13 protein-coding genes are annotated in these 14560 nt (G+C 37.3%); 12 read left to right on the forward strand and 1 reads right to left on the reverse strand.

Annotated elements, in window-relative coordinates:
- The first annotated feature begins 38 nt into the window (after positions 1-38).
- The 8 genes from ystJ (at position 39) to JR050_RS07330 (ending at position 8861) form a co-directional block, all read left to right on the forward strand.
- A complete protein-coding gene (gene ystJ / locus JR050_RS07295) occupies positions 39-1280 on the forward strand; it encodes an NADP-dependent malic enzyme (RefSeq protein WP_204202860.1) in 1242 nt (413 codons plus the stop codon).
- Positions 1281-1285: 5 nt separating this feature from the next.
- Positions 1286-1897: a FadR/GntR family transcriptional regulator gene (locus JR050_RS07300; RefSeq protein ID WP_346726721.1), complete on the forward strand. Its 612-nt coding sequence runs from the start codon at positions 1286-1288 to the stop codon at positions 1895-1897.
- A 139-nt stretch (positions 1898-2036) separates the two neighbouring features.
- Positions 2037-2900, forward strand: a complete 864-nt coding sequence (gene accD, locus JR050_RS07305; protein WP_204202862.1) for an acetyl-CoA carboxylase, carboxyltransferase subunit beta — start codon at positions 2037-2039, stop codon at positions 2898-2900.
- Complete coding sequence (gene accA / locus JR050_RS07310) at positions 2894-3871, forward strand: acetyl-CoA carboxylase carboxyl transferase subunit alpha (RefSeq protein ID WP_204202863.1); 978 nt, start codon at positions 2894-2896, stop codon at positions 3869-3871. Before accD ends, accA begins: the two co-directional genes overlap by 7 nt.
- Before the next feature lie 208 nt (positions 3872-4079).
- Positions 4080-5039 (forward strand): 6-phosphofructokinase, encoded by a 960-nt coding sequence (gene pfkA / locus JR050_RS07315; RefSeq protein ID WP_204202864.1) that lies wholly within the window; start codon positions 4080-4082, stop codon positions 5037-5039.
- Between the two features lie 208 nt (positions 5040-5247).
- Positions 5248-7002 (forward strand): pyruvate kinase, encoded by a 1755-nt coding sequence (gene pyk, locus JR050_RS07320; RefSeq protein ID WP_204202865.1) that lies wholly within the window; start codon positions 5248-5250, stop codon positions 7000-7002.
- 77 nt (positions 7003-7079) lie between these two features.
- On the forward strand, positions 7080-7472 hold the full coding sequence (locus tag JR050_RS07325) for an FxsA family protein (RefSeq protein ID WP_204202866.1): 393 nt from the start codon (positions 7080-7082) through the stop codon (positions 7470-7472).
- Positions 7473-7898: 426 nt separating this feature from the next.
- Positions 7899-8861, forward strand: coding sequence for a nuclease-related domain-containing protein (locus tag JR050_RS07330; protein ID WP_204202867.1), 963 nt, complete (start codon positions 7899-7901; stop codon positions 8859-8861).
- A gap of 27 nt (positions 8862-8888) precedes the next feature.
- Here the strand turns inward: JR050_RS07330 and ytvI are convergent, their stop codons facing one another.
- Positions 8889-10007: a sporulation integral membrane protein YtvI gene (gene ytvI, locus JR050_RS07335; RefSeq protein WP_204202868.1), complete on the reverse strand. Its 1119-nt coding sequence runs from the start codon at positions 10005-10007 to the stop codon at positions 8889-8891.
- 277 nt (positions 10008-10284) lie between these two features.
- Between ytvI and JR050_RS07340 the strand changes: the two genes are divergently transcribed.
- The 4 genes from JR050_RS07340 to mdh all read left to right on the forward strand — a co-directional run bounded on the left by JR050_RS07340 (position 10285) and on the right by mdh (position 14526).
- On the forward strand, positions 10285-10743 hold the full coding sequence (locus JR050_RS07340; RefSeq protein WP_204202914.1) for a DUF441 domain-containing protein: 459 nt from the start codon (positions 10285-10287) through the stop codon (positions 10741-10743).
- A 282-nt stretch (positions 10744-11025) separates the two neighbouring features.
- Positions 11026-12144, forward strand: a complete 1119-nt coding sequence (gene citZ, locus JR050_RS07345; RefSeq protein WP_204202869.1) for a citrate synthase — start codon at positions 11026-11028, stop codon at positions 12142-12144.
- Between the two features lie 77 nt (positions 12145-12221).
- The gene (icd, locus tag JR050_RS07350; protein WP_204202870.1) at positions 12222-13493 is read left to right on the forward strand and encodes an NADP-dependent isocitrate dehydrogenase; all 1272 of its coding nucleotides are present in this window, start codon (positions 12222-12224) and stop codon (positions 13491-13493) included.
- Positions 13494-13587: 94 nt separating this feature from the next.
- Complete coding sequence (gene mdh, locus JR050_RS07355; protein WP_204202871.1) at positions 13588-14526, forward strand: malate dehydrogenase; 939 nt, start codon at positions 13588-13590, stop codon at positions 14524-14526.
- Positions 14527-14560: the final 34 nt, after the last annotated feature.

Genomic DNA, 14560 nt, shown 5'->3' on the forward strand with positions numbered 1-14560 from the left:
GAGACCTGGTAACAATTTTTAGGAGAGTGAACAATAGAATGTCAACATTAAAGGAAGAAGCATTACATATCCATAGAATCCATCAAGGAAAATTAGAATCACAATCTAAGATCCCAGTACGTAATGCAAAGGATTTAAGCTTAGCCTATTCTCCAGGAGTAGCAGAGCCTTGTAAAGCTATTTATGATGATAAGAATAAAGTTTACGAATATACGATGAAGGGCAACATGGTTGCGGTAGTTTCGGACGGAACTGCTGTATTAGGGCTTGGGAATATCGGACCTGAAGCTGCTCTGCCAGTAATGGAAGGAAAGGCTGTGTTGTTTAAGAGCTTTGCGGGTGTAGATGCTTTCCCAATATGTCTTAATACGACTGATATAGAGAAAATTATTGAAACTGTGAAACTCCTTGAACCAACTTTTGGTGGAGTGAACTTAGAGGATATCGCAGCACCAAATTGTTTTGTTATTGAGGAACGTCTTAAAAAAGAAACAAACATTCCAATCTTCCATGATGATCAACATGGAACTGCTATTGTAACCGTTGCAGGTCTAGTGAACGCATTAAAATTGGTTGGGAAATCAATGTCTGAAATTAAAGTTGTTGCCAATGGTGCGGGAGCAGCCGGGATTGCCATTATAAAACTTTTATATCGTTATGGCGTTAGAGATATTATTATGTGTGATTCAAAAGGCTCCATCTATGAAGGCCGTACTTTTGGTATGAATAGTGTGAAGGAAGAAGTCGCTTCCTATACAAATCGTGAGAAAATTGAAGGATCACTAGTTGATGTAATGAAAGGTGCAGATGTGTTCATTGGTGTATCAGTTGAGGGTGCATTAACGAAGGAAATGATTAAAGAAATGAACCCTGATCCTATAATATTTGCAATGGCAAATCCGAATCCTGAAATCATGCCAGTGGATGCGAAGGAAGCAGGAGCAAAAGTTATTGGTACAGGTAGATCTGATTTCCCTAATCAGGTGAACAACGTACTAGCTTTCCCGGGTATATTCAGAGGTGCTTTAGACGTTAGGGCGACACACATTAATGAACAGATGAAAATTGCAGCGGTTGAAGCAATTGCTAGTCTAATTACTGAAAATGAACTTACTGCTGACTATGTAATTCCAGCTCCATTTGATCCACGTGTTGCACCAGCAGTTGCTGCAGCAGTTGCAAAAGCAGCAATGGAAACAGGGGTAGCGAGAATTCAAATGGATCCAGAAGTAGTTGCTCAAAAAACAAGGGATCTGGCTATTATCGGAAAAGGCGAGTGAATAACGTGGTGAATGAACCACAATCTAAGGTATATATTGAGACCATAAAACAAATACAAAATATTATCGCAAATGATCAATTAACAACTGGTGATAAAATACCATCTGAACGCGAACTTGCTGATCGGTTAAATTTTGGACGGTCATCTGTAAGAGAGGCTTTGAGAGCACTTGAACTTTTAGGATTAATTGAAACAAGAAGAGGAGAGGGGACCTTCGTAAAAGATTTCGGAGGTCACCATCTTGTTGAATTAATCGGTGGCTTTATTCTTCAAACTGGAAGAGCGAAGGACGATTTAGTTGAGACGAAAAGAGTCATTGAAGAACAGGCAATTACTTTAGCAATGGCAAGAATCACAACTGAACATATAAAGAAACTTAGAATTTTAATAGAGTGTGCTCCTGAACATTGTGATAAGGAGTTTATGAAAAGTATTTTTCTAGCAACTAACAATCGCCTTTTATTAAAGATATGGCTGCTATTATCTGAGTACTATATTGCATCATTGCCATTAGAGAATAAACTGGATCTTGAAATATATGAAAATTTACTTTCTGCATTTGAAGAAAAGAATTTAAATCTAGCATTCCAACAAATACAGAAAATGTACGAATGAATTATTTGTCGAATTACAAACGACAAATTTTTACACCATCTTCCTGACATTTTAAGTAAAGTGTATAGGACAACAATTATATGAATGATTGAATACATCTAAGAAGAAGCTTTCCATCATGGATAAGGGAGGTTTAATTTTGTTAAAAGATTTATTTACAAAAAAGAAGAAGTACGCAACGATACCTTCTGAACAAAGTAAACAAGATGTACCAGAAGGAATTATGTCAAAGTGTCCAAAATGTAAGAAAATCATGTATACAAAAGAGTTAGTAAAGAACATTCGAGTATGCTTGAACTGTAGCTACCATTATCCGATGACTGCGTTTGAGAGAATCGATAGCTTATTAGATGAAGGTACATTCCAGGAATATGATAGACAAATGATCTCCGAAAACCCATTAGGTTTCCCTGATTATCTAGAGAAGCTAGAGAAGGACAGAAAGAAAACGGGCTTAAACGAAGCTGTTCTGACAGGTGAAGGAGAAATTGATGGAAATAAAATTGTAATTGCCGTGATGGATGCTTCTTTCCGTATGGCTAGTATGGGTTCAGCTGTAGGAGAAAAGATTACTAGAGCTATCGAACATGCAATGGAATTACGTGTTCCTTTTATTGTTTTTACAGCATCAGGTGGTGCTAGGATGCAAGAAGGTGTATTAAGTTTAATGCAAATGGCAAAAATCAGTGCAGTGTTAAAAAGATTTAGTGATGAAGGACTTCTATATATTTCAGTGATGACACATCCGACAACTGGTGGAGTTACAGCTAGTTTCGCATCCGTTGGGGATTACAACTTTGCTGAACCAGGAGCATTAATCGGTTTTGCAGGTAGAAGAATTATTGAGCAAACAATTCGTGAAGATTTACCGGAGGACTTCCAAACTGCTGAATTTTTATTAAAACACGGTCAGCTAGATGCAGTAGTCAGTCGTTTAGAAATGAGAGAAGTACTAAGTAATATTGTAGCTATTCACGGGCTGGGAGGGAAACTAGAATGCTAGGAGAATTAGAATTTGAGCGTCCAGTTAACCAATTAAAATCCAAAATTGCAGAGCTTCGTGAGTTTACAAAAAATGCAGATGTTGATTTATCTAGTGAAATTGAAAAATTAGAAAAGCGATTAGAAAAACTAGAAAATGAAATATACAGCAACCTAGGCCCGTGGGATCGAGTTCAAATTGCGAGACATCCTGAACGCCCGACAACTCTTGATTATATTAAGTATTTATTTACGAACTTCTTTGAGTGTCACGGTGATCGTTACTATGGGGATGATGAAGCAATTGTATCAGGTATTGCTAAATACCATGGATTACCTGTTACAGTTATTGGGCATCAACGTGGTCGAGATACAAAGGAGAATCTTCGTCGTAACTTCGGAATGCCACACCCTGAAGGATATCGTAAGGCATTACGTTTAATGAAGCAGGCAGAGAAATTCAATCGCCCTATTATTTGTTTCCTTGATACGAAAGGTGCTTTTCCAGGAAAAACAGCTGAAGAAAGAGGGCAAGGAGAGGCTATCGCAAAAAACTTATTTGAGATGGCTGGCTTAACTGTGCCAGTTATTTGTATCGTTATCGGTGAAGGCGCAAGTGGAGGGGCACTGGCAATAGGACTTGGAAATCATGTCCTTATGCTTGAGAACTCGTGGTATTCAGTTATCTCTCCAGAGGGAGCGGCAGCTTTATTATGGAAAGATGCAGGACTAGCAAAAAAAGCAGCTGATACGATGAAAATTACTGCACCTGACTTAAAGGAATTAGGCGTTATCGATGATATTATTCCTGAAGTAAGAGGTGGAGCACATCGAGACCTTGTTGAACAAACAAATTTAGTCGATCAATTTTTACTTCAATCTTTAAAAGAACTAATGGAATATGACAAAAAACAACTAGTAGAACACCGATATGAAAAATACAAAAAAATCGGAAAATTTACCTTTGAAAACGATACCATTGGCTTGAAATAAGGAAACGTGCACCTCTAATCCCTTGGGAGGTGCACGTTTTCGCTATTTTTGTCTATTGTTTTCACTATTTTTACGTGTTATTTTAGTTACGGTGGAATGAAAGATATAACCAATTTCACATACTATACATAATGTCTAGGATAGATTTTTCACAAAACATTTATAAAACATATCAAAATAGCGAATGAATAAGTGATGAGGTGAAGGAATGAAAAAAATAGGAGTTTTAACAAGTGGTGGAGATTCTCCTGGAATGAATGCGGCGATTCGTGCAGTAGTTAGAAAGGCAATCTTCCATGATGTAGAAGTGTATGGAATTTACCAAGGATATACAGGATTAATGACTGGTCAAATAAAAAAACTTGAGCTTGGTTCAGTAGGAGATATTATTCATCGTGGTGGAACATTTTTATATTCTGCTCGCTCTGAAGAGTTCAAGACATTGGAAGGTCAGAAAAAAGGAATCGAACAGCTTAATAAGCATGGGATAGAAGGTTTAGTTGTTATCGGCGGAGATGGCTCATACCGTGGTGCAGAAAAACTAACAGAGCATGGCTTCCCTTGTGTCGGTGTTCCAGGGACAATTGACAATGATATACCAGGTACTGATTTTACAATTGGTTTTGATACAGCAATAAATACTGTAATTGATGCAATAGATAAAATTCGGGACACGGCAACGTCTCATGAACGTACATATATTATTGAAGTAATGGGACGTCATGCAGGAGATATAGCACTTTGGTCAGGTTTAGCTGGAGGTGCTGAAACAATTCTCATTCCTGAGGCTACAGTTGACATGGAAGACGTGATTGGAAGGCTAAAAAGAGGTCATGATCGTGGGAAACGTCATAGTATTATTGTAGTAGCTGAAGGTGTAGGTAGTGGTGTTGAAATTGGAAAACAAATTAAAGAAGCGACGAATTTAGAAACACGCGTTAGTGTTCTCGGACATATCCAACGCGGGGGATCACCAACAGTATCAGACCGTGTGTTAGCTAGTCGATTAGGTGCATATTCAGTGGAGCTTCTATTAGATGGAAAAAAAGGTAGAGCAGTTGGAATAAAAGAAAACAAGCTTGTCGATTTTTCGATTTCAGAAGCACTTTCCCAAAGGCACACATTGGATCTGTCCATGTACAAATTATCAGAAGAGTTATCAATATAGGCTCTTTTCGTAAACTTTGCTGCTATTAAATCAAATTTCGTGTATCTTTAATAGGTCAATACAATTGAAATATTCTTTTCATTGACGAAAAGGTGCCCCGAATCCTTAATCTTTACGTGTTTCTCGAATTCGAAAATCACAATCTATGCGAAAATAGCCACAATTTTAGATATATAAGTAATAACAATAGGTAAAGGGAAGTGTAAACATGCGTAAAACAAAAATTGTTTGTACGATAGGTCCAGCAAGTGAAACAGTTGAAAAGCTTACTCAATTAATAGAATCAGGAATGAATGTAGCGAGATTGAACTTTTCTCATGGTGATTATGAGGAGCATGGTGCTAGAATCCAAAATATTAGAGAAGCTTCAAAACAAACAGGGAAAACGGTTGCCATCCTTCTAGATACAAAAGGTCCTGAAATTCGTACGAATACATTCGAAAACGGAACGGCTGAATTAGTAGCAGGAAAAGAAGTATCCATTTCGATGCAAGAAGTTGTGGGAACAGCAGAAAGATTTTCAGTTACATATCACGGACTAATTGATGATGTCCATGTAGGATCAAAAATCCTATTAGATGACGGACTAATTGAATTAGAGGTTATTGGAAAGACAGATACTGATATTCAAACAAAGATTTTAAATAGCGGAACGATCAAAAACAAAAAGGGAGTTAACGTTCCAAATGTGAAAGTGAAACTTCCAGGTATGACCGAAAAGGATGCAAACGATATCCGCTTTGGTATTCAGCAAGGTGTTGATTTCATCGCAGCATCTTTCGTTCGTCGTGCATCTGATGTTCTTGAAATTCGGGAGCTTCTTGAGGAAAACAAGGCATCCCATATTGCCATTATTCCTAAGATCGAGAACCAAGAAGGTGTAGACAATATTGATGAAATTCTAGAAGTTTCAGACGGTCTTATGGTTGCGCGTGGTGACCTTGGTGTTGAAATTCCTGCTGAGGAAGTACCGTTAGTACAGAAAGAACTAATTAAAAAGTGTAATGCACTAGGTAAGTCAGTTATTACGGCTACTCAAATGTTAGACTCTATGCAACGTAACCCACGCCCAACTAGAGCAGAAGCAAGTGACGTGGCTAATGCCATCTTTGATGGAACTGATGCAATTATGCTCTCAGGTGAAACGGCTGCAGGAAGCTATCCAGTGGAATCTGTGAAAACAATGAATAATATTGCAACACGAGCAGAGCAAGCACTTCAATACAAAGAAATATTACAAAATAGAAGCAAAATTAGCGGTAACACCATTACGGATGCGATTGGTCAGTCTGTTGCTCATACAGCATTGAACTTAGATGCGTCAGCAATTGTTACACCAACAGAAAGTGGACATACAGCACGCATGATTTCCAAATATCGTCCGAAGGCACCAATCATTGCAGTAACATCTGATTCTGGTGTACAACGTCGTCTTTCTCTAGTTTGGGGAGTAATGGCGCAGCTTGGGGAAGAAGCAAGCACAACAGATGAAATGCTTGAGCTTTCAGTTCAACAAGCAATGAATACTGGTCTCATTACACACGGTGACCTAATTGTCATAACAGCTGGTGTTCCAGTAGGCGAAACGGGTACTACGAACTTAATGAAGGTACATGTAGTAGGAGACATCATCACAAAAGGTCAAGGTATAGGCAGAAAAACTGCATTCGGTAAAGTTGTCGTTGCAAACAGCGGAGCGGAAGCAAACGAGAAAATGAAAGAAGGCAACATTCTCGTAACAAACAGTACAGACCGTGATATGATGGCAGCACTCGAAAGGGCTGTCGCTCTAATTGTGGAAGAAGGTGGCTTAACAAGTCACGCAGCAGTCGTAGGATTAAGTCTAGGTATTCCTGTAATTGTTGGAGTAGAAGATGCAACAAGCATCTTAAAGGATGGTCAAGACGTGACAGTTGATGCTTCACGGGGCACAATTTATAGCGGACACGCAAGCGTTCTGTAATAACTAAACAAAAAATATGATATATTGTAGAGAAGGGGACATGCCCTTCTCTATTTTCTTTTGAACGGAGGTACGTGATGTTTCGACTATTACTCGCATTTATTATAATTGTTCCTGCACTTGAAATTGGTATATTAATAATGGCTGGTAAAACAATAGGACCGATTCCTACAATATTGTTAATCATCGCTACAGGTGTTATTGGAGCGTGGTTAGCAAAAAATCAAGGAATTCGTGCCATCGAGCAAGTAAGATATCAAATGTCCCGTGGTCAAATGCCAGGAGAAGCAATTATCGATGGCCTATGTATTTTAGTAGGTGGCGTATTACTTCTTACCCCTGGATTTATCACAGATACAATAGGGTTTATCTTGCTTTTTCCTGCTTCTCGAAAAGTAGTGAAGCCGTATATTTTAAAATGGATTCGTGATTATATGGATCGCCGTACTGTTACGATTATACGCCGATGATTTAAAAAGCCTTTTGGGGCTTTTTTTGTTAGGGCTATTTTAAAAGGGAGAATGAGAGTTGAGTCGTTGAATTATTAATATTTCGTTGAATTAGAGTAAAGTGTTGTTGGAAAAGAAAGATAATTAAGCGAAATACAGAGAATTCGCCGAATATAAATTTAATTTCGCCGAATAAATGTGAAAAATCGCCGGAAAGTTTAATGATTTCGCCGAATTAAGTATATTCCATTGAATATCGTTTGCAATCGTTGGAAAAATACTATGTTTTTGCGAAATTATAGTCTACTTTAACAATAAAAAAGTAAAAATGATACTGAATTCACCCCGTTTTAGATGAATATGGAGGTAAGTAATCTATTTATTAATGTTTGCTAGAAGTTTTATCTCTTGCTTTAATTGAATCGATTAAAACAAGAAGGTGATTTCATGAATGAGAAAGAGAAAGATTTACCGCTTTATTTAGAAAAGTTGCAGGCTTTAGAACGAAGATTATCCCCTAATCATCCTAGGTATCAAACAGTAGTTGAATCCTATTCAAGAAGTATAGCGGGGTATAAGGGTGAGAAATCACTAGATTATTATCTTAGTTTCTTATCCAAAGATAACTATACGGTTCTACATAATATTAGGTTACATAACGGGGTGTATTACTTTCAAATCGATTATTTACTAATAACGGAAAAGTATATCTTACTAATTGAGGTTAAGAATTATGCTGGTGTGTTACATTATGATCCTCATTTTCACCAGCTAATCCGAACAATGAATGGTAAAGAAGTAGCTTTACCGGATCCACTTTCGCAAATTGAAAGACAAAAATTTCAACTTCTCACTCTACTAACTAAAAGGAAATACCCCTATACTCCTATTGAAACATTAGCTGTAATAAGCAATCCTTTAACTATACTGAAAACCTCCAATAATCAAGAGGATATCTCGCGAAAACTTATTCATAGCGGGAATCTAGCAAGAAGGTTAAAGGAGATTGACGATAAATATAAGGAAACTAGATTGAGTTCAAAGGAAATAAAAAATTTATCGAAGTACTTATTAAAAATTAATCAGTCAGTTAAGCTTGATATTCTTGAAAAATTTAATATAAGTCAACAGGAACTTTTGACAGGTGTCCAATGTCCAGCATGTGGTGCATTACCTATGAAAAGATTGCATGGTAAATGGCTGTGTCAGATATGTAAGAACAAATCAAAAAATGCGCATCAAATAGCACTAAGAGATTTCAGCCTATTAATAAACGAAACAATAACCAATAAGGAAGCAAGGGAATTCTTAAGGTTAGATTCAGATGCAACAACGAAAAGGATACTTACATCACTAAACATTCCCTTTACCGGGGTTACTAAAGATAGAAGATATTATATTGAAATGTAAAAAAAAGAGCCCCCAAAAAGAGACTCCTTAAACAACTTTTTTTCCAATTATATAATTCCAAATATCTTTAAATACATTTGCGCTATGTAAGGTTTTACCGATTACTAACACAACTGGGCCGATAATTAATCCCAGGAACCCAAATAGCTTGTACCCAACAAATAGAGCAACCAGTGTTGCAAGCGGGTCTAATCCGATACTAGATGATAATATTTTCGGTTCCATGATTTGTCTTTGAACGATAACGATAACATATAATACTGATAATCCAATCGTAAAAGCGATGTCACCTGTAAAAAATGAATAGATAATCCATGGGACGAAGATAAGTCCCGTTCCTAAGTATGGAAGTATATCGACAATCCCAATGATGAGTGCAATCGTAATGGCATATTCTACTCGTAAAAACAGTAAACCTATTAATACGATAACTGTTGTGATTGAAATTAATGTTGCTTGTGCTTTAATAAATCCGAATAATGCTTTCCTTAAGTCAGTAAATACAGTTCTTCCACTTTCTTTTGCTTTCCTTGGAAGAAGGGAGGCAAAGCGTCTTCTTAAGCTGTCCCAGTCTTTACTGATAAAGAAGGTTGCTAATAAGACGAAAATGATGACAGTCGCGAAATTTGGAATCCAGCCAACAGCTGCTGGAATACTCGTTAAAATGTTTTCGAGTACATCTTTACCAGAACTAATAATGTTAGCGGCAAAGCTTTCAATATTTGTGCTGATCGTTTCTTTCTGACCTGGATCTAAGTTTTCAAATGTGTTCGCTAGTTGATTATAAAACGGAATAATCTGTCCAGCGAAAAATTGTTCTAAGTATTCAACTAGCTTTTCAAAATGTTGAGGAACATTTGCAGCAAGATAGTTGGAGCCGCTAATTATCTCTGCGATTAATAGAGTTAACAGTCCTGCAAAAACAGCGAAAACAAGAATAATAACTAGAAAGACTGACAAATATCTAGGTATCTTTGCTTTCTTTTCAAAAAGTGTTACAAGCGGGTTAATCATATAAGCGATGATTAAGGCAATAATAAACGGGTATGTAACAGTGGATACATGATAAAAAGCAAGAAATCCCAAGATAACAATTGCAATCACCAAAAGAGATCTTAATATTTGATGTACTAAACCTAAATTCAATCAGAATCCTCCTTTTCTCTCTAGCTTGGGTAATAGCTATGCTTATGCTGTATTTACAAATGTCTCTGCAAAGCATCAGTAATGAAGCCATCCCTATTAAAGAGGAAGTTCAAACAAGACTTTGAACAAGCATCTTTAGTAATATTTTACATTGAAGAGGCAATGAAATAAAGGGGAAACTTTATCGTTTATAGGCACATTGCTTGTTGAGTAAAAAAAAATTGTGCTAACATAAGTATGCTTCCCACTCTGCTAAAGGAAAAGGAAGGTGACATCAGTGCTTTCACAGCCGGTTTTCTTTCTTGCAATTTTATTCTTAATCGGTCTTCTTGCGAAAAATCAGTCTCTATTAATTGCTGTCGGTTTTTTATTTGTTATTAAAATAATAGGACTTGGGGATAAAGTATTTCCTCATATCCAGACGAAGGGAATTAACTGGGGTGTTACAGTTATAACAATAGCCGTCCTGGTTCCGATTGCAACAGGTGAGATCGGCTTTAAGCAATTAGGAGAGGCACTAAAATCAGCGTACGCATGGGTTGCGATTGCTTCAGGTGTTGCTGTTGCCTTAATAGCAAAAAGCGGATTAGTACTATTAAAGGAAGATCCTCATATTACAGTTGCGTTGGTATTTGGCACGGTATTATCCGTTGCACTATTTAATGGTGTTGCTGTTGGTCCTTTAATCGGAGCAGGCATTGCATATATTGCAATGAAATTTATGGAGCTTTTTTAGCAATTATTTTATTGTATTTAATTATTAAATTTGTTTTTGCGTTATAATATTCTTGAGAAGTAATTTCCTCCTAGCGATTCACAAAAATCTGATAATTGTTTATAATGGGAGATGGGTGCAAGCAGTGAGAAATCAAGACATGCTTAGCACATGACTCATCCTTCTTACATATGTCATGATAAACACGAGGAATAAGTTTATCACGATTTTTTGTTTTTTATAAAATGTAAGCATTTACGTTTTTAACGGGATGGAAATATTCTAGCAAAAGGAGAGGTTAAAATGACAGCAACACGTGGTCTTGAAGGAGTTGTAGCAACAACTTCTGCTATTAGTTCTATTATTGATGATGTTCTAACGTATGCAGGGTACAATATTGATGACCTTGCTGAACATGCTAGTTTTGAAGAGGTAATCTATTTATTATGGCATGGTAAACTACCTAATCAAGCAGAGTTAGATGAACTGACAAAACAATTAGCTAAAAATTCAGTTCTTCCACAAGGAGTTCTTGATCACTTCAAGACATATCCAATTGATAAAGTTCACCCAATGGGAGCAATTCGTACAGCTGTATCCCTATTAGGATTATATGATGAAGAGCAAGAAGTGATGGATGAGGCTGCGAACTATAACAAAGCAATCCGCCTGCAAGCTCAACTTCCTGCAATCGTTGCAGCATTCTCTAGAATTAGAAAAGGATTAGAGCCAGTCGCTCCAAAAGCTGACTTAGGTCTTGCTGCGAACTTCCTTTATATGTTGACTGGTAATGAACCGGATGCAGTTGCCGTTCATTCATTAAACACTGCTCTAGTTCTACATGCTGATCATGAGTTAAATGCTTCAACGTTTACTGCTCGTGTATGTGTAGCTACACTATCAGATGTATACTCTGGAGTAACTTCAGCTATCGGAGCATTAAAAGGTCCATTACATGGTGGAGCGAACGAGCAAGTAATGAAGATGCTTTCTGAAATTGGCGATGTAGCAAATGTTGAGTCATACTTAGCAAATAAGTTTGCTAATAAGGAAAAAATTATGGGCTTCGGACATCGTGTATATCAAAATGGTGACCCGCGTGCAAAACATCTTAAAAAGATGTCAAAAGAATTAACGGCTATGACTGGTGAGCCAAAGTTATATGAAATGTCTGTGAAAATTGAAGAAATCGTAACCTCTACAAAAGGTATTCCTGCAAACGTAGATTTCTATTCTGCTTCAGTATATGATAGCTTAGGGATTGACCATGACCTGTTCACACCAATTTTTGCTGTAAGTCGTGTATCTGGTTGGATCGCACATATCTTAGAGCAATACAAGAACAACCGTATTATCCGTCCACGTGCTGAATACACAGGACCAAATAAGCAAGTTTATGTACCAATCGAGCAAAGAGCTTAATTTATAATTTACAATTGGTTAGAAGTGAATAAGTCTTCTAACCGTTATACTTAATATTAACTTGGGGGTAAATAGCAATGACACAAGGTGAAAAAATTACAGTTGTTAACGGAACACTTAACGTACCAAATAATCCTATCATTCCTTACATCGAAGGAGACGGAATCGGTCCGGATATTTGGGCAGCAGCTTCAAAAGTATTAGAAGCAGCAGTTGATAAAGCTTACAATGGCGAAAAGTCAATTGTTTGGAAAGAAGTATTAGCTGGTGAAAAGGCATTCAATCAAACAGGCGAGTGGTTACCAAGCGAAACGCTAGATGTTATTCGTGAATACATAATCGCAATTAAAGGTCCTCTTACAACACCAATCGGTGGTGGGATTCGTTCTTTAAACGTTGCATTACGTCAAGAGCTTGACCTTTTCGTATGTTTACGTCCAGTTCGTTATTTCCAAGGTGTACCTTCACCTGTAAAACGTCCTGAAGATACAGACATGGTTATTTTCCGTGAAAATACTGAAGATATTTATGCTGGTATCGAGTATAAGAGTGGTTCAGAAGAAGTTCAAAAGCTTATCAACTTCCTTCAAAATGAAATGGGCGTAAACAAGATCCGTTTCCCTGAAACTTCTGGTATCGGTATTAAGCCAGTTTCTGCAGAAGGAACAAAGCGTTTAGTACGCGCTGCAATTAATTATGCAATTAATGAAGGCCGTAAGTCTGTAACATTAGTTCATAAAGGAAACATCATGAAGTTTACTGAAGGTGCTTTCAAGAACTGGGGTTATGAATTAGCTGAACAAGAGTTTGGAGATAAAGTATTTACTTGGGCAGAATACGACCGTATCGTAGAAGCTGAAGGTAAAGATGTTGCTAACAAAGCACAAGCTGATGCTGAAGCAGCTGGAAAGATTATCATCAAGGATTCTATCGCTGATATCTTCTTACAACAAATACTAACTCGTCCAAGTGAGTTCGATGTTGTTGCAACAATGAACTTAAATGGTGATTACATTTCTGACGCACTAGCTGCTCAAGTTGGTGGTATCGGAATCGCTCCTGGAGCAAATATTAACTATGAAACTGGTCATGCAATCTTTGAAGCAACTCATGGTACTGCACCTAAGTATGCGGGTCTAGATAAGGTTAACCCTTCATCAGTACTTCTATCTGGAGTATTAATGTTAGAACACCTTGGTTGGCATGAAGCTGCTAAGCTTGTTATGGATTCAGTTGAAAAGACAATTGCATCTAAAGTTGTAACTTACGACTTCGCACGTTTAATGGATGGTGCAACTGAAGTTAAGTGTTCTGAATTCGGAGATGCATTAATTAACAATATGGCATAATTATATAAAACGAAGCAAAAGGAAGTTAATCTTAACTTCCTTTTGTGCTAATGTGAGTTACACTCTTGACAACAAGAAAAGAGGGGGTTTTGAAATGGCTGGGATTAAACGTAGAAAGATTTCTGTAATCGGTGCTGGTTTTACTGGCGCAACTACTGCATTAATGGCTGCTCAGAAGGAACTTGGAGATATTGTATTAGTCGATATTCCAAATTTAGAAAACCCAACTAAAGGGAAAGCTCTTGATATGTTAGAGGCAAGTCCTGTTCAAGGCTTTGATGCAAATATCGTCGGTACTTCTGATTATATGGATACTGCAAACTCGGATGTTGTAGTTATTACAGCTGGGATTGCTCGTAAGCCAGGTATGAGCCGTGACGATTTAGTTAGCACAAATGCCAAGATCATGAAAAGTGTAACTCAAGAAATTGTTAAACATTCTCCAGAATGTATTATTATTGTCTTAACAAATCCTGTTGATGCGATGACATACACAGTGTTTAAAGAATCTGGTTTTCCGAAGACACGTGTAATAGGTCAATCAGGTGTGCTTGACACCGCTCGTTTCCGGACATTCGTGGCTCAAGAATTGAATCTATCTGTGAAGGACATAACTGGATTTGTTCTTGGTGGACATGGTGATGATATGGTGCCATTAGTTCGATATTCGTATGCTGGTGGAATTCCGTTAGAAACTTTAATCCCTAGTGAACGCCTTAATGCTATAGTAGAGCGTACACGTAAAGGTGGCGGAGAAATCGTAAATCTATTAGGAAATGGTAGTGCTTACTATGCACCTGCTGCTGCTCTAGTAGAAATGGTTGAGGCCATTTTAAAAGATCAAAGACGTGTACTACCTTCTATCGCATATTTAGAAGGTGAATATGGATACCATGATATATACCTAGGAGTGCCTACAATTATCGGTGGGAATGGTATTGAGAAAGTAATCGAACTTGATTTGCTTGATAGTGAAAAGGCGGCTCTGGATAAATCAGTAGAATCTGTAAAAGGTGTAATGGCGGTATTATAAAACAACACAGTAAAGCTAGCGCTTGCTAGCTTTG

Source organism: Bacillus suaedaesalsae (assembly GCF_016890225.1).
Taxonomy (GTDB): domain Bacteria; phylum Bacillota; class Bacilli; order Bacillales; family SA4; genus Bacillus_BS; species Bacillus_BS suaedaesalsae.